The 16,289-nt window shown below is 49.1% G+C and carries 13 protein-coding genes; 8 read left to right on the forward strand and 5 right to left on the reverse strand.

Features of this window, described 5'->3' with window-relative positions; all coding sequences use genetic code 11:
- Positions 1-76: 76 nt before the first annotated feature.
- The 3 genes from GWK09_RS11455 (at position 77) to GWK09_RS11465 (ending at position 4,934) form a co-directional block, all read left to right on the forward strand.
- On the forward strand, positions 77-1,831 hold the full coding sequence (locus GWK09_RS11455; protein ID WP_163693559.1) for a TonB-dependent receptor plug domain-containing protein: 1,755 nt from the start codon (positions 77-79) through the stop codon (positions 1,829-1,831).
- Positions 1,832-2,039: 208 nt separating this feature from the next.
- Positions 2,040-3,791 (forward strand): hypothetical protein, encoded by a 1,752-nt coding sequence (locus tag GWK09_RS11460; protein WP_163693561.1) that lies wholly within the window; start codon positions 2,040-2,042, stop codon positions 3,789-3,791.
- 6 nt (positions 3,792-3,797) lie between these two features.
- A complete protein-coding gene (locus GWK09_RS11465) occupies positions 3,798-4,934 on the forward strand; it encodes a carboxypeptidase-like regulatory domain-containing protein (protein WP_163693562.1) in 1,137 nt (378 codons plus the stop codon).
- Between the two features lie 9 nt (positions 4,935-4,943).
- Here the strand turns inward: GWK09_RS11465 and GWK09_RS11470 are convergent, their stop codons facing one another.
- Positions 4,944-6,572 carry an acyl-CoA carboxylase subunit beta gene (locus GWK09_RS11470; protein ID WP_163693563.1) on the reverse strand — a complete coding sequence of 543 codons (1,629 nt, stop codon included), beginning with the start codon at positions 6,570-6,572 and terminating at the stop codon, positions 4,944-4,946.
- A gap of 78 nt (positions 6,573-6,650) precedes the next feature.
- On the opposite strand from GWK09_RS11470, the gene GWK09_RS11475 reads away from it, so the two are divergent.
- The 3 genes from GWK09_RS11475 to ettA all read left to right on the forward strand — a co-directional run bounded on the left by GWK09_RS11475 (position 6,651) and on the right by ettA (position 9,631).
- Entirely contained in the window at positions 6,651-7,631 is a 981-nt protein-coding gene (locus GWK09_RS11475; protein ID WP_163693564.1) for a Gfo/Idh/MocA family protein, read from the forward strand.
- 67 nt (positions 7,632-7,698) lie between these two features.
- The gene (locus GWK09_RS11480; protein WP_163693565.1) at positions 7,699-7,881 is read left to right on the forward strand and encodes a CAL67264 family membrane protein; all 183 of its coding nucleotides are present in this window, start codon (positions 7,699-7,701) and stop codon (positions 7,879-7,881) included.
- A 58-nt stretch (positions 7,882-7,939) separates the two neighbouring features.
- Positions 7,940-9,631, forward strand: a complete 1,692-nt coding sequence (gene ettA, locus GWK09_RS11485; RefSeq protein ID WP_163693566.1) for an energy-dependent translational throttle protein EttA — start codon at positions 7,940-7,942, stop codon at positions 9,629-9,631.
- Between the two features lie 9 nt (positions 9,632-9,640).
- Here the strand turns inward: ettA and GWK09_RS11490 are convergent, their stop codons facing one another.
- Positions 9,641-10,444: an MBL fold metallo-hydrolase gene (locus tag GWK09_RS11490; protein WP_163693567.1), complete on the reverse strand. Its 804-nt coding sequence runs from the start codon at positions 10,442-10,444 to the stop codon at positions 9,641-9,643.
- A gap of 61 nt (positions 10,445-10,505) precedes the next feature.
- Positions 10,506-10,985, reverse strand: a complete 480-nt coding sequence (locus GWK09_RS11495) for a GNAT family N-acetyltransferase (protein ID WP_163693569.1) — start codon at positions 10,983-10,985, stop codon at positions 10,506-10,508.
- A gap of 136 nt (positions 10,986-11,121) precedes the next feature.
- Between GWK09_RS11495 and GWK09_RS11500 the strand changes: the two genes are divergently transcribed.
- On the forward strand, positions 11,122-12,009 hold the full coding sequence (locus GWK09_RS11500) for a hypothetical protein (RefSeq protein WP_163693570.1): 888 nt from the start codon (positions 11,122-11,124) through the stop codon (positions 12,007-12,009).
- Positions 12,010-12,062: 53 nt separating this feature from the next.
- Here GWK09_RS11500 and fumC read toward each other — a convergent pair whose 3' ends face one another.
- A complete protein-coding gene (fumC, locus tag GWK09_RS11505) occupies positions 12,063-13,463 on the reverse strand; it encodes a class II fumarate hydratase (protein WP_163693572.1) in 1,401 nt (466 codons plus the stop codon).
- A 132-nt stretch (positions 13,464-13,595) separates the two neighbouring features.
- Between fumC and GWK09_RS14965 the strand changes: the two genes are divergently transcribed.
- Positions 13,596-13,769 carry a hypothetical protein gene (locus GWK09_RS14965; RefSeq protein ID WP_204260438.1) on the forward strand — a complete coding sequence of 58 codons (174 nt, stop codon included), beginning with the start codon at positions 13,596-13,598 and terminating at the stop codon, positions 13,767-13,769.
- A gap of 51 nt (positions 13,770-13,820) precedes the next feature.
- Here the strand turns inward: GWK09_RS14965 and GWK09_RS11510 are convergent, their stop codons facing one another.
- Positions 13,821-16,289 carry a TonB-dependent receptor domain-containing protein gene (locus GWK09_RS11510; RefSeq protein ID WP_239530918.1) on the reverse strand — a complete coding sequence of 823 codons (2,469 nt, stop codon included), beginning with the start codon at positions 16,287-16,289 and terminating at the stop codon, positions 13,821-13,823.

Raw genomic sequence — 16,289 nt, forward strand, 5'->3', positions numbered from 1 at the left:
GAAAATTTCGTATTTTTAGGATATCTGAGGTCTTGTATTTGACAGGACCTGAGGTAAATGCTATAAAAAAAACGCTATGATAAAGAAAGTATGTATTCTGCTGATCCTGTGTGGTTCCTTCTACCTGAATGCACAGGAAAAACAAATTACCATCAGAGGCAAGGTATCTGCTATGGATGCTGCCCTGGTCAGCGCTGAGGTCACTTCCGGCAAGACCGGTGAAACCGTTAAAACGGACCGCAACGGGAAGTACGAACTGCGGACCTCCCCGGGTGATATCGTTACCTTTTCCTATCCGGGCCTATCCGATATGGAGATCATCGTTGAAGATGTAAGTTCCGTGCTGAACGTCAATTTGAATTCTGCCGTAAACGTACTGGACGAGGTAGTGGTGGAAAAGACCAAAATCAAAAGCCAGGAACAGTTGCGGATGGAGTACAACGTCAACAAAAACCTGATCAATACGGCTTTCGGCATCCTGGACAAGGATATTACCAACTTTTCGGTGAGGATCATCGACAAGACCCAATTGCTGTTTGGTAACCAGGATCTGGCTGCTGCCATCGCCTTTCGTTTTCCCGGGGTCAGGGTGGAAAGGCTGTCTACTAATTTTGGTCAGCCTGTCATCTATCTCAGGGGTGCATCTCAAGGGTTGTTTCCGGCCATTTATGATGTGGACGGTCTGGTCATGAATGAATTCCCGGACTTTATTTTCATTGAGAACGTGGAAAGAATAGGTATTTTAAGCGGTCTGGGACTGGTGAACAAATACGGGGGTAATGCCAACGGAGGGGTGATCGTGATCAATACCAAAGGTGCCAATGCCTATGTGGATCCCAGGACCGGTGGGCCCTTCGACCAGGCTCAGTTGAGAAACAATATCTTCGAGGGCAATGCCCTGAGCAAGGACCAGGTAAGCAAGAATTTCCCTTCCTACCTCCAGGAGTTGTATGCGAGCTCATCTGAAAAAGAGGCCAAGGCCCTGTATGAGAGTCAGTCTGAAAAATACAGAAGTTCCATGTATTATTTCCTGGACGCCTTCGGGTATTTTGCTGCCAAATGGGGCAACACCGACTTTGCGGATGAGATCATCCGGAACAACTGGTACCTTTTCAGGGATAATCCATTGGGCCTGAAGGCACTGGCGTACCTGTACGAGGCAGTGGGAAGAGACGAAAAGGCTCATGAGATCTACAAGGAGGTCTTTATCCTGCGCCCCAATTATGCCCAGTCCTATCGCGACCTTGCACTCAGCTACCGGGAAATAGGTGATATAAGGAAAGCCGCAGCCATATATGCGCGCTATGACTACCTCATAGGCGAAGGTTTTATCAGGGCAGAGGACAAGGATTTCACGCCCCTCATAGAACGGGAGTTCAGCAATTTACTGGAGCTGCACGCCAGGGAATTCACTGGTGCCGACCTGCGGAAAACGAAGTCGCTGAACAGCGATTTTGAAGGAACCCGACTCGTCTTTGAGTGGAACGACAGCGAGGCTGAGTTTCAGCTTCAGTTCGTCAATCCCAAAAACAAGTATTTCAACTGGGAACACAGCCTGCTGGCCGATGCCGACCGTATCCGAGATGAGAAGCTCAAAGGATATTCCTGTCAAGAATACCTCATAGACGGCAGCCTTCCGGGCACCTGGCAGATCAACCTGAAATACCTGGGGAACAAAAGCCTGACCCCCTCTTTTATCAAGGCCACGATCTACCATAATTATGGCACCTCTTCCCAGCGTAAGGAGGTTAAAGTCTTTAAACTGCAGATGAAGGACATAAATCAAGAACTATTTAAGATTCAAAATTCGATGAATTTGACCTCCAACTAGGCAGTCTTGACAAATTTACCATGGACTTTTCCTTTTTGACTTGATATCTTTTGGGGTTTTCTTCCGGTTGACACCTCAGTGAATTCTCCATTTTACCTACGCAAAGTGCTGACGAAAATAGAGGCAGGAAATTGTTAAAAAACACTCAATTTGCTTAAGAGTAACGCGGTTCTTTATTATTTTTAAAAAGGACCTAATTTAAGTTGAGATGAAAAAGTTACTTACAATTGCGCTGCTCCTTGCTTTCGCCTTGGCCCTCCAGGCCCAAAAACAAGTAACCATCCAGGGTAAGGTGACTAACCTCAACAGCCCGTTGGTAAATGCTGAGGTCACTTCAGAAAGGACTGGGGAAACGGTTAAAACGAACAAAGAGGGCAAGTACCTTTTGCAGACCTCCGCCGGGGACCTGGTCACCTTCACCTATCCCGGTCTTTCTGATGTGGAGATTATTGTGGAAGACGTCACCTCTTTTCTGAATGTGGATCTGAATCCTGAAGTTATTCAATTAGATGAAGTGGTACTGAAAAAAATGAGACGGCCTACAGAAGAGCAACTACGGGGGACATATAGGACGAACAAAAATCTGATCTTCACGGCTTTCGGTATGAGGGATAAGGAATCCACTAGTTTTTCCATGAAGATTATAGAGGGTAAAGACCTGCCGTTGGGTAACATTGACTTCGCATATGCCTTACAAGGACGGGTTGCAGGCATGCGTGTAGAAAGAAACGCTGGCATCCCATGTCCCAATATTTATCTAAGAGGAGCCGCAGGAGTCGGATTTCTACCAGCCATCTACGATGTAGATGGATTGATTTTTACTGAACCTCCCTGCTTTATCATGGTAGAAAATATCGAGCGCATAGCGGTAATGAGGGGCCTTGGTCTGGTCAACAGGTATGGTTTTCAAGCCAACGGAGGGGTCATCGTTATCAATACCAAAGGAGGTTCCAGTTTTCTTGGCGTAGAGAATGGAAAGCCCTATGACCAGGCCCTGCTTCGCAACAACATATACGAAGGCAACGCCCTGAGCAAGGACCAGATCAGCAAGAACGTTCCGACCTACCTCAAAGAGCTCTACGCGAGTAGTTCGGAAAGGGAGGCCAGGGAGATCTATGAACGACAGAAAGGGATGTACAGTGGTTCCATGTACTATTTCCTGGATGCCTTTGGATATTTTTCAGCCAAGTGGCGGAACACGGACTTTGCCGATCAGATCATTGAGGAGCACTGGTATATGTTCAAGGAGAATCCGGTAGGCCTTAAGGCTCTTGCATACCTATACGAGGTACTTGGTGAAGAGGAAAAAGCGCATGAGCTCTACAAGGAGGTCTTTATCCTGAGGCCGAATTACGCTCAGTCTTACCGCGACCTGGCGCTGAGCTATTCAGACGTTCGGGATCGCAGAAAGGCAGCGGCCATGTATGCCCGGTATGATTACCTGATTACCGAAGGTTTTATCCGGGCCGAAGACCTCAATTTCACCCCTTTGATGGAACGTGAATTCAGCAACCTGCTGGAACTTCACGCCAGTGAACTTATAGGAACAGACCGGCGGAAGGGCAAATCCCTGAACAGTGATTTTGAGGGTACCCGCCTGGTGTTTGAATGGAATGACAGCGAAGCGGAATTCCAATTGCAGTTCGTCAATCCGCAGAACAAATACTTCAATTGGGAACACAGTCTGCTGGCGGACGGCGACCGCATCCGGGACGAGAAGCTCAAAGGATATTCTTGTGAGGAATACCTCATAGACGGCAGCCTTCCGGGTACCTGGCAGGTCAACCTGAAATACCTCGGAAACAAAAGCCTGACCCCCACGTATCTGAAGGCGACCATTTATTACAATTACGGGACTCCTTCCCAGCGGAAAGAAGTCAAAGTGTTCAAGCTGCAACTCAAGGATGTCTACCAGGAACTGTTCAGCGTGAACAGTTCTCAGGCCGTTGCAGCAGATTAGATGATCGTGCCTAAAATCTGTCTGAACCTTTTATTGGTATGGTTAATCCCTTCGATTCTTCATCCTCAAAATGATTTCAAAGGGGTGGTCCTCGATGCCCAGTCCAGAGAGCCCATACCCTATGTCAATATCGGGGTGATCGGCAAAGGAATTGGAACGGTAAGCGATGAGGCCGGGATGTTCTACCTGGAATGGCTTCCGGAAAAACTCGGACAGGGTGATATGGTTCAGTTTTCATCCCTGGGGTACAGGCCTATCAACATTCCTGTGGCCGATCTCCGAAGTGGGAATGATCACACCCCCAAATATTTTATGACGCCACAAGTGGAGGAACTAAATGAGGTGGTGGTTACCAATGCGGGGATGTTTGAAAGTGAAGAGCTCGTCGGATACGAAAGTGGAGACAGAAGAAATTACGGTTACTGGAAGGACAATATTGCACTGGGGGGAGAACTCGCCACAAAGATCAAAATGCGGAAGGGATTGCGCAGGCTGGACCAATTCACTTTTGAGGTTTTGGGCAATATTTCAGACAGCGTACTCCTGAGGGTTAATTTTTACAAGGCAGACAGCAAACAGGACTTCCCGGGAACCAATATCAACCAAAGTGGAAAGAACATCTTATTCACGGTCACTCAGAATACGTCTAAAGTGATCTTACCTCTCGCAGAATACAATCTATATGTGAGGGATGATTTTGTGGTTAGCCTTGAGCTGGTAAAGGTCTTTGGTGATGGCAAGATTGTACTGATTCTGGCCGCTTCTCAGGACAGATATACCCATTCCTATAAAAAATACGCCAGTAAGGACGAATGGAAGATTTTGAAGAACTCGGCTATGGCTTATCAGGTTAAAACCACTGTTTTTAGGGAGAATCCGACAAGGTCCGAGGTCAAAAGAATAAAAATGAACGAAGAGAGGCCTATTACTTCAGGTTATATTTTCAACGGAATGAACCCTCTACCCGGCGCAGAAATAAAGAATCTAAGTACGGGTTTTGATACTGTCACGAATGAAAAGGGACACTATCAGATCAATGCTGCAAAAGGGGATCTCTTAAAAATTTCAGCCGTGGGCATGAAACCGATCACCATCGAGATTCTGGAAAAGAAATTTGTGAATATTGCGCTGGAAAGATCCTGAAGCGTCTTCTCAAACCTGGAGCACTCCCATATTAAAGGGCTTTTCGATAGGGGCGTGGTTTGCGGCCTGAATGCCCATGGAGATCCATTTGCGGGTATCCATAGGGTCTATAATGGCATCCGTCCACAGTCGAGCCGCAGCGTAATAGGGAGAGATCTGGTCGTCATACCGCTTTTTGATCCGGTCATAGAGTTCTTTCTCTTTTTCCGCTGTGATCTTTTCTCCTTTTTTCTTCAGGGAGGCGGTCTCTATCTGTAAGAGGACCTTGGCAGCGGAATTACCGCTCATCACGGCGAGCTCAGCACTGGGCCAGGCTACGATCAACCTCGGGTCATAGGCCTTGCCGCACATGGCGTAATTACCTGCACCGTAGCTGTTCCCGATGACCACGGTGAACTTTGGCACAACGGAATTACTGACAGCGTTGACCATTTTGGCACCATCCTTAATGATGCCCCCGTGCTCACTTTTGCTCCCTACCATAAAGCCGGTAACGTCCTGCAGAAAAACCAGGGGTATCTTTTTCTGGTTGCAATTGGCAATAAAGCGGGTGGCTTTGTCGGCAGACTCAGAATAAATGACCCCACCGAAACGCATTTCCCCTTTCTTGGTCTTTACCACCTTCCTCTGGTTGGCCACGATGCCTACTGCCCAGCCGTCTATACGCGCATATCCTGTGAGCAGTGTTTTTCCATACCCCTCTTTGTACTGCTCAAATTCCGAATCGTCTACCAGCCGTTTGATGATCTCCAGCATGTCGTATTGGTCCGTTCTCGATTTGGGAAGGATACCAAAAATTTCTTCTGCTTTCTCCTTTGGTGGGACAGATTTGGTTCTATTGTATCCGGCAGACAGGGGTTCACCAATTTTGTCGATCAGGTTTCTGATCGTGTCCAGGGCATCCTGGTCGTCCTTGGCCTTGTAATCAGTAACCCCGCTGATCTCACAGTGGGTGGTGGCCCCGCCCAGAGTTTCATTGTCTATGTCTTCTCCTATGGCCGCTTTTACGAGGTAGCTGCCAGCCAGGAAAATACTCCCGGTCTTTTCGACGATCAGGGCTTCATCGCTCATGATGGGCAGATAGGCCCCTCCGGCTACACAACTACCCATCACTGCGGCGATCTGAGGAATGCCCATACTGCTCATCACCGCATTGTTCCTGAAAATCCGCCCAAAGTGTTCCTTGTCCGGGAAGATCTGTTCCTGCATAGGCAGGTACACCCCGGCACTGTCTACGAGATACACGATGGGTAGGCGATTTTCGATGGCTATTTCCTGGGCCCTGAGGTTTTTCTTTCCAGTGATGGGAAACCAGGCACCTGCTTTGACCGTAGCGTCATTGGCCACAACAATGCACTGCCTTCCCTGGATAGTCCCTATGACCACCACCACACCACCCGAAGGACAGCCTCCGTGCTCTTCATACATATCCAGTCCTGCCAGGGCGCCGATCTCAATTCGTTCCGAACCCTTGTCCAGCAGGTAATCGATGCGCTCCCTGGCAGTCATCTTTCCCTGGGCGTGATGTTTTTCAATCCGGCCTTTACCGCCTCCCAGGGCTATTTTGGCAAGGGTTTTCTTGAGTTCTGATCTTTGTAATTTGTTGTGGTCTTCGTTGATATTGAAGCTTAGATCCATATGAGCCGGCTTGTTTCTTTTGATCGCATAAAGATAAGGAGTTATATTCATTAACTTTGTCAAAAATACCTTGTATATATGGCAAACAGCGTGGGTTGGGGGATCATAGGATTGGGAAATATCGCCCATAAATTCGCCAAAGATCTCTCCCTGGTGCACGATGCGGCGCTGATGGGAGTAGCTTCGAGATCCCTAGTAAAGGCCAAGGCCTTTAAGGAGGAATACAAAGTGCCTTACTCCTTTGATTCATACGAATCACTGCTCCGGTGTGAAGAGGTTGAAGTGGTCTACATCGCCTTACCGCATACCGAGCACCAGGAATGGAGCCTGAAAGCCATGGAAAGCGGCAAGCACGTGCTGTGTGAAAAGCCTGCAGGGATGAACAGGTCCCAGGTGGAAAGTATGATCCAGACCTCGCGCAAGCATAAGGTATTCTTTATGGAAGCCCTCTGGAGTCGGTTTATCCCTTCCATTCAGGAGATCAAGAAAAGCATCGATGCAGGGGAGGTAGGCGAGATTGTCTACCTGCATGCCGACTTTACTTTTTTTGGTTTGGACCGGAATCCGATGGGTCGTTTGCTCAACCCCGCGCTTGGAGGCGGTTCCCTGCTGGACATTGGGATCTATCCGGTATTCCTGGCCTATCTGATCCTGGGCATTCCGGATAGCATCGAGGCCAATGCCAAATTCCTGGAATCGGGCACGGAAGTACAGGTGGCCATGACGTTCTCCTATCCCGGGGCCCATGCCCTGTTGTTCAGTAGTTTGGGTACAAACAGCCCGATGAGAGCGACCATTTCGGGGACCGATGGCACTTTTGTGATCCATCCTCGCTGGCATGAGGCGGAAGGGTTCGCCCTTATTTCGGATGGGGAAAGCGAAGAATTCGACTTCCCAAAGGTAGGGAAGGGCTATACGTATGAGATCGAGGAGGTCCACCGCTGTCTTTCAGAATCCCTCCTGGAGAGCCCGCTCTGGTCGCATCAGAACAGCCTCGACCTGATCGGACTGCTGGACAGGGTGAGGGAGATCACAGGGATCCGATTTCCCTTCGAGTGATAAAGTTCCCGGGATGGAATTCATTTAAGCAGTTTTTACGATATTTGGAGCAACTAAACGAACTCAAATGGGAATGAACAAAAATACCGTCCTTGCATGGGCCACCTTTATCATGATCTTTGTCGGTTGTGGATTGATCGCCCTGGGTGCCTTTCGATATGACGATGTCGCGGGCTGGGGATTTGCATCGGTCGGGATCGGATTTTTTGCAATAGCCTGGGTCTTCAATGCCCTTAAAGGAAGGGTTTAAGGAGACAGTCTTCCTCTCGGAACCCTTAACAAAAATCTCAAAACCTATTTTTTAAAGCATGTCAGACGATAAAAAGGTCATTTTCTCCATGTCTGGGGTGACCAAGACCTATAAAAATGCGAATACTCCGGTACTGAAGAACATCTATCTGAGCTTCTTTTACGGGGCGAAGATCGGTATCCTCGGTCTCAATGGTTCAGGGAAATCAACCCTGTTGAGGATCATAGCAGGGGCCGACAAGAATTACCAGGGAAATGTGGTATTCTCCCCCGGGTATAGGGTGGGATACCTTGAACAGGAACCCCAGCTGGATGAGTCCAAAACGGTCCTAGATGTAGTAAAGGAAGGGGTGGCCGATACAGTGGCTATCCTGGATGAATACAACAAGATCAATGATATGTTCGGCCTGCCTGAGGTATACGAGGATGCAGACAAAATGCAGAAACTCATGGATAAGCAGGCAGCCCTCCAGGATCAGATCGATGCTGCCAATGCGTGGGAACTCGACACCAAGCTGGAGATCGCCATGGACGCGCTCAGGACCCCGGAACCCGACAAGAAGATCAGTGTTCTTTCGGGAGGGGAGAGAAGGAGGGTGGCCCTCTGCAGGCTCCTGTTGCAGGAACCGGATGTGCTTCTGCTGGACGAACCCACCAACCACCTGGATGCCGAATCCGTGCACTGGCTCGAACACCATCTGGCGACCTACAAGGGTACTGTGATCGCTGTAACTCACGACCGGTACTTCCTCGACAATGTGGCTGGATGGATCCTGGAACTGGATAGAGGGGAAGGCATTCCCTGGAAGGGGAACTACAGCAGCTGGCTAGATCAGAAGTCCAAGCGTCTGGCGCAGGAGACCAAACAGGCTTCCAAACGTCAGAAAACCCTGGAACGCGAACTGGAATGGGTCAGACAGGGCGCCAAAGGGCGTCAGACCAAACAAAAGGCCCGTCTGAACAATTACGACAAGTTGCTCAGCCAGGACCAGAAGCAGCTGGATGAGAAACTGGAGATCTACATTCCCAACGGCCCCAGGCTCGGAACCAACGTGATCGAGGCGATCGGGGTTAGCAAGGCCTATGATGGGAAATTGCTGTACGAAGACCTGAATTTTAAATTGCCCCAGGCGGGCATCGTCGGGATCATCGGTCCCAATGGAGCGGGAAAGACCACCATTTTCAAGATGATCATGGGGGAGATCGCCCCGGACAAGGGAGAATTCATAGTTGGGGAAACAGCCAAACTCGCCTACGTAGACCAAAGTCATTCCAATATCAACCCTGACAAGACCATCTGGGAGAATTTCAGCGACGGGCAGGAGCTGATCCTTATGGGAGGCCGTCAGGTAAACTCGAGGGCCTATCTCAGCAGGTTCAACTTCTCCGGAAGTGAACAGAACAAGAAAGTCAGTATGCTTTCCGGAGGTGAAAGGAACCGGCTGCACCTTGCCATGACCCTGAAAGAAGAAGGGAACGTACTCCTGCTGGATGAGCCCACTAACGACCTGGACGTCAACACCCTGAGGGCGCTGGAGGAGGGGCTTGAAAATTTTGCCGGCTGTGCGGTGATCATCTCACACGACCGGTGGTTCCTGGACAGGGTCTGCACCCACATGCTAGCTTTCGAAGGGGATTCACAGGTGTATTTCTTTGAAGGATCCTTCTCGGAGTACGAGGAGAACAAGAAAAAACGCCTGGGCACTGATCTTACTCCCAAGCGTCTTAAATACAAAAAACTGATTCGTTAAGCAGTGTGGTCAGAAGGGATCGGAAGGATACCAGTCTAGCTGTACCACGGTGATATCCGAAGATTTCGAACTCACCAATTCTGCAAATTTTGCAACATCACTCACCTCGGGCCTTCCGCGGTAATGGTATGGGTATACCTGTTTGGGTTTGAATTCAAGCACAGCGTCCGCCGCCCGGTCTACGGTCATGGTATACGGGAGATTCATGCAGACAAATGCCTTATCGATATTCTTCAGCGCCCTCATTTCCGGAATGTCTTCTGTGTCGCCTGAGAAATAAAGCCTTTCCTCTCCCAGGGTGAGCACATAGCCGTTGCCCCGGCCTTTTACGTGAAAATCCCTGGCTTCTTCCCTCAGGTTATACATGGGAATGGCCTCTATCTTTATACCAAGCCGTTCTTTGGTGTCTCCGTTGTTCAATACATCTACCTGAGGGGCAAACACTACAGGCAATTTATCGGCCACGGCCTGAGGGACTATGATCTTTGCGTCGGACGTGTCGAGTGCTTCCAGGGTCTCTGCACTGAAATGGTCTCCGTGAATATCGGTGATCAGAATGAGATCTGGTGAAGGATAGGCGGAAAAGGTCTCAGCCCCGCCAACGGGATCGACATAGAGGGTGACCTCTCCCCATCGGATCACAGCCGTGGCATGCTCTACCGGGTATATCTCAATGGCCTTCGACGGGCTGGTTGTCTCGGATTGGGCAGCTGTTTCAGATTCTGTTGCAGCCATGTCTTTGCCCTTTTCCCCTTCCTTACAGCCCAGAGAAAAAAGAACTGAAAGGCCTATGAATGTAATGTATGTTCTCATGTTATTTATTTTGTTTCTGTTCCGATATTCAATAAAAATAGATAGGAAAGTACCGGAATTCCTAGAGGTTTAACGCCATTTTAATATTGCTTCGGGCATAGGGGGGAGGGTCTTCCATTTCGATCTCCACAAAGCCAAATTTACGGTAAAGGTGAATAGCTGGTGTCAGGATGGTGTTGGAATACAGGTAGAGCCTATGCATTCCTCTTTCTCTCGTATAATCAATGGCGAATCTCAGAAGCTTCTGTCCTATCTGCTGCCCCTGGAATTGCGGCTTTACAGCCATTTTTCCCAGTTCGAAGCACATGTCTTCACCGGGCAGGAGAGAGAAACACCCGGCGATCTCCCCCTTCACTTTCCCAAAAAAGATCTTACCTCCCTGATCGATGATCACTTCCTCTGCCCTGTTGAGTAGGTCTTCGTCCTTGGGCTCCACATAAAAATAACGTTCGAGCCAGGATAGATTCATCTCCCTGAATTCAAAGGCCAGATCAGGGCTGAAATCGATAATGTCGACCTGTATAGGACCGGTTTGTTTCATCCTACTGAATCAGAATGATCAATAACTGCCAAAGAAATTTACAACATATTTTAAACCAAAAAATCTAAAAGCAGACTTTTCCCGTATATAGCATGTAAACACGTTACTAACTAATACACGTTTAAATCTTTACACTATGACTGAAACTAAAAACAATAATGGATTAAAGGTAATCGCCGGTCTGTTGGCTGTGGTACTTTTGGGTACCATCATCTATACCGTAAGTCTTTACCAGGACAAAAAGAAAAGGGAGGGTGAACTTACTGCAGAGAAGGAACTGGTCGTTGAAGACCTGAGGAGCCTTCAATCTGAGTATGACAAGGCCATCCTCGAGAGCAATGCGACCAACGAGGAACTCGTAGAGGCTCGTGACAGGATCGCCAAATACATCGATTCTGTACAGACTATGAAAGCCGATCTTTCCACGCTGAGGCGTTACAGGAATCAGGTTGCTGTCCTGAGACAGGAAAGAGAAGAGCTGTTGAAGCAGGTCGATTCCCTTACCCGTTCCAATACACTGCTCGCCATGCAGCGCGACAGTACTTTCGTAGAGCTGGAAAAACAAGCAGTATTTAATGACTCCCTGGTAGTACAGAACACCCAACTGGCTGAGGCCGTTGAGAGAGGTTCAGCTTTGAATCTTTCTGATTTCAATGTTGATGCCGTAAAAGAGCGTAGCAGTGGCCGTTTGGTCTCTACCCCAAGGGCGAGGAACACCGATAAACTGAAAGTGTGCTTTACCGTTGCTGACAACGTGATCGCCCAGGCCGGAGACAGGCAGTTCCTGATCGAAGTGTTAGACCCACAGGGGAACGTACTTGGAGGTGGAAGCACAAAATCTACCGATGAAGGCGCTTCTGTAACCTATACAAAGGCCACCGAATTCTACTACGAGAACCAGGACCTGGACGTATGTGACTTTATCAACAACCCTGCGGGAGCATTCCAGTCAGGTAATTATATGGTAAATGTTTATGACGACAATCTGAAGCTTCTCGGTACTTCTAAATTCACCCTGAAGTAAGAATTGATCCATATAAATGAAAAGGGCCTTCATGCGAAGGCCCTTTTTTTATGTCAGTCTTTCAGGGAACCGGTCATATCTTCCGGTTTTACCCACTCGTCGTATTCCTCGGCGGTGACATAGCCCAGATTGATCGCTTCTTCCCTCAGGGTCGTACCATTCCTGTGGGCCGTATTGGCAATCTCTGCCGCCTTGTAATACCCGATCTTGGTGTTCAGGGCTGTGACCAGCATAAGGGAATTGTTGAGCAACTGCTTGATCACCTTGTGATTGGGCTCTATCCCCACCGCACAGTGGATGTCAAAACTCACACAGGCATCACCGAGGAGTTCTGCCGATTGGAGGAAATTGCTCGCCATCAGGGGTTTGAAGACGTTTAATTCGTAATGTCCCTGCGCTCCTCCTACCGCTATGGCCACATCATTGCCCATCACCTGAGCACACACCATGGTCAGCGCCTCGCATTGAGTGGGATTCACTTTTCCAGGCATGATGGAACTGCCCGGTTCATTGGCGGGAATGGTGATCTCTCCAATGCCGGATCTCGGCCCGGAGGCCATCATTCGGATATCGTTTGCTATCTTGTTCAGGGAAACCGCCAGTTGTTTCAGGGCCCCATGGCTCTCCACCATCGCATCGTGGGCAGCGAGGGCCTCAAATTTATTGGGTGCGGTCTTAAAGGGCAGGCCTGTAAATTGGGCAATGTACTTGGCTACCAGAACATCATACCCTTTTGGCGTGTTCAGCCCTGTTCCCACCGCTGTTCCGCCCAACGCCAACTCACTGAGGTGGTCCAGGGTGTTCCGCAGAGCTTTCAGGCCGTGATCCAGCTGAGACACATAGCCGGAAAACTCCTGTCCCAGGGTCAGGGGAGTGGCATCCATCAGATGCGTTCTACCGATCTTAACGATCTTTTCGAATTCCTTTGCCTTTTTATCAAGGGTGTCCCTGAGTTGAGTCACTCCGGGGATGGTCACTTTGGATATCTTGGTGTAGGCTGCGATATGCATCCCTGTAGGGAAGGTGTCGTTAGACGACTGGGATTTGTTGACATCATCATTCGCCTGAATGCTTTTCTTTCCATCTCCTACGGTATGTCCTGCGAGTTCATGCGCCCGGTTAGCGATCACCTCATTGACATTCATATTGCTCTGTGTACCGGAACCGGTCTGCCATATCACCAGTGGGAATTGATCGTCGAGTTTTCCTTCCAGGATCTCATCACATACTCTTGAGATAAGGTCTCTTTTCTCCTCTTCGAGGACTCCCAACTCCCAGTTGGCATAAGCCGCGGCTTTCTTCAGGTGTGCAAAGCCATAAACTATATCCAGCGGAATAGAGGCGGGTGGTCCTATCTTAAAATTATTCCTCGAACGCTCGGTCTGTGCCCCCCAGTATTTATCTGCTGGGACCCTGACCTCTCCCATGGTGTCTTTTTCAATCCTGAATTTCATCTCTAAAAGGTTTTAGCCTAACAAAGGTAAGGCTTGGGCCATAAATTCCCTTTTCAATCGGGATAATTTTATGGTCCCGCACTTGCATCTTTTGGGAATTTCCAAGTATCTTTGTGCCGTAAAGCAAAGAATATGTTCGATTTTGATCAATACCTCGGATTTCTCGCCTTCCTCACCATTGTAACCATCGGTTTCTGGTTGATGATCTTCCTCTTGCTTTTTGTGGTACCTTACTGGGTAGGGGGTAACCTGATGGAATTCTTTAAAGAAAAACGCGAAGCCAGAAGGGCCAAGCGCAACTCATAAAAAAAGAAGCCGATTGGCTTCTTTTTTATTTTTCTCCCTTCTCCTGTCTGATCAGGTCCCCTCAAATTCAAAGTCCTCTTCCTGACCGCCCCTTCTGCCGTTGCGGTTCCTGTCATTTTGTTGTTGGTTGAACCGGTAGAGGAAGGAAAGTGTAAACTGCCTTTCCCTCCATTGGAATTCACTGTAGGTAGAAACGGTATTGGTAGTGGTTTCCGTCCTCCTTTTCCGGGAGTTGAACAGGTCACTTACGTTAAAGGACAAGGTGGCTTTGTCCTTGATCACGTCCTTGCTAAAAGCCAGGTTTGTGCTAAGGATGCCTTTGTTGGCATTTTGAGCATCCTTATTCGGCCCGCTGTAAAACAGGTTCGTCTGGAAGTCGATTGCCCCCGGCAGGGGTACCTTGGCGCTGAACCTGGTAAACCAGGTAAAGTTGTCCGCATCGAAATTCTGGGTGATCACCTCGTTTTGAAAATTGGTGTAGGTGTAATCTCCCCTGAGCTGCTGTTGGAACAGGTTGAGGTTCCAGGTGAGCCTCCAGTCGCGCTTGGGTGTATAGGTGGTGGTGAATTCCATCCCATACCGACTGTCGGTAGCCAGGTTGATAGGCGTCCGAACCTGTACAGGAACCAATACGGGATTGCCAGGGTCCTCAGGGTTCTCTATTTCCACAAAATCCCCTGTCTCCTGAGTAATAAATTGAAACACCCCGGTTGATCTGTTGAAGTAGCCCGATGTGGTTAAGGTAAACTTATCCCATCTCTTGAGGTATCCAAGGTCATAGGCATCCGTAAAGGTGGGGTCGAGGTCCGGATTCCCCTGGAAGAGGTTGGTATTACTCGACCTGGAGGGGAAGGGATTGATAAACCGGGTCCTGGGCCGCCTCAATCGCCGGCTGTAACTGATGGTCAGTTGTTCGGTCTCCGAGAATTCATATCCCAGGAACAGGGAAGGGAACCAGTTCACATAGTCCTTGTCGTCTACCTGACGGGTTTCCACCAGTTCAATTCCGATATCCGAAGCCTCCATCCTGAGTCCGCTGAGGACACTGAATTTATTGACCTTGGTCCCAAGCTGTACATAGGCAGCATTTACGTATTCCTTATAGTTGAGTTCATTGCTGAAATCCGGGTTTCGGTCCAAAACGCCGTCCTCCAAAACCCCAAAATCGAAATCGGTGTTGAAATTATTGAAGGTCCCCCGATATCCCATTTCGAACTGGCTCTGATTGTCCTTTCCAAAAGGCAGGACGTAGTCGAACTGCACCAGTTGGTTCACCTGTGTTTCATCATTGATGGTCTGCTCTGTGGGCAGGTTTATGGCTTCACCCAGGATGATCTCATCAATGATGGAGTTCTCGATCTCATTCCCTTTGGAGTATTGGTAATCCATAGTGAACTCATGCCCATCCTTGTCGAAGGTCTTCTTGTAGTTCACAGAATACTGCACATTCTCATCGGTTTGCCCTTCCCGTGTGAACCGGTTTCTCCTGATGGTCGGGTTCCGGGCACCGTCAAAGTTGAAGAAATCGATGTCCACCGTATTTTCTCCATCCGAATTGCGTATTACCAAGGAATTCGTGATGCTGCTGGTCTCACTGAAAAAGTATTCAAATCCTATATTGGTATTGAAGCTGTTGTCCTGCCTCTGATAGTCCCGGATCTCATCCTGGAAACTGACGGTATTCCCGTTTTCATCGAAATTTTCCTGCTCGAACAGGGCATTCCCGGGCGCATCCCTGTAGCGGTAGGTTGTCGTGGTGAAGATGTTGAATTTCTCCCGCCTGAGATTCAGGCTCACCGCCGTCCCGTAATTGTCGGGATAACCCGCAAAGAGGTTGACAGAGCCATTCACTCCGGCCGTCTTGCTCTGTTTCAGGATAATGTTCAGGATCCCTGCGGTACCTTCGGCATCATATCGGGCAGAAGGGTTGGTGATGACTTCGACCCTCTCTATGGATTCCGCAGGCAGTTGCTGTAGTGCTTGCGGACTAAGGCCGGACAGGGCAGAGGGTTTCCCGTTGATCAGGATACGAACGCTTTCATTTCCCCTGAGGCTGATATTTCCCTCCACGTCCACAGTAACGGACGGGACATTATCCAGAACATCGGTTACAGAACCTCCCCTTACGGTAAGATCCTGACCCACATTGTAGACCTTTTTGTCCAAACGCAGTTCCACGGTGGTCCTTTCTCCTACTACCACGACGTCTTCCAGCATCTGGGCATCGATCTCGAGTTCTATCCTGCCAAGGTCCACGGAATTTCTGTAGGTCTGTGCATTGAGTGTAAAGGTCTTGTATGAAAGGTATTCCACACGTACGTTGTACTGGCCGGGCATGGTCTCCACCGAGAATTTACCGTCTATATCCGAGATCCCTCCGGTGACCATTTCAGGCCGCCGTACGCTCTGGAGCACCAGGGTGGCATACTCCAGGGGCTGACCTGTATCTTTGTCAAATACGGTACCGGAGATCGTGATCCGTTGCTGACCTGCTCCGGCTGGGACCTGTGAAAATGACAT

The organism is Muriicola jejuensis, assembly GCF_010671595.1.
Lineage (GTDB): Bacteria > Bacteroidota > Bacteroidia > Flavobacteriales > Flavobacteriaceae > Muriicola > Muriicola jejuensis.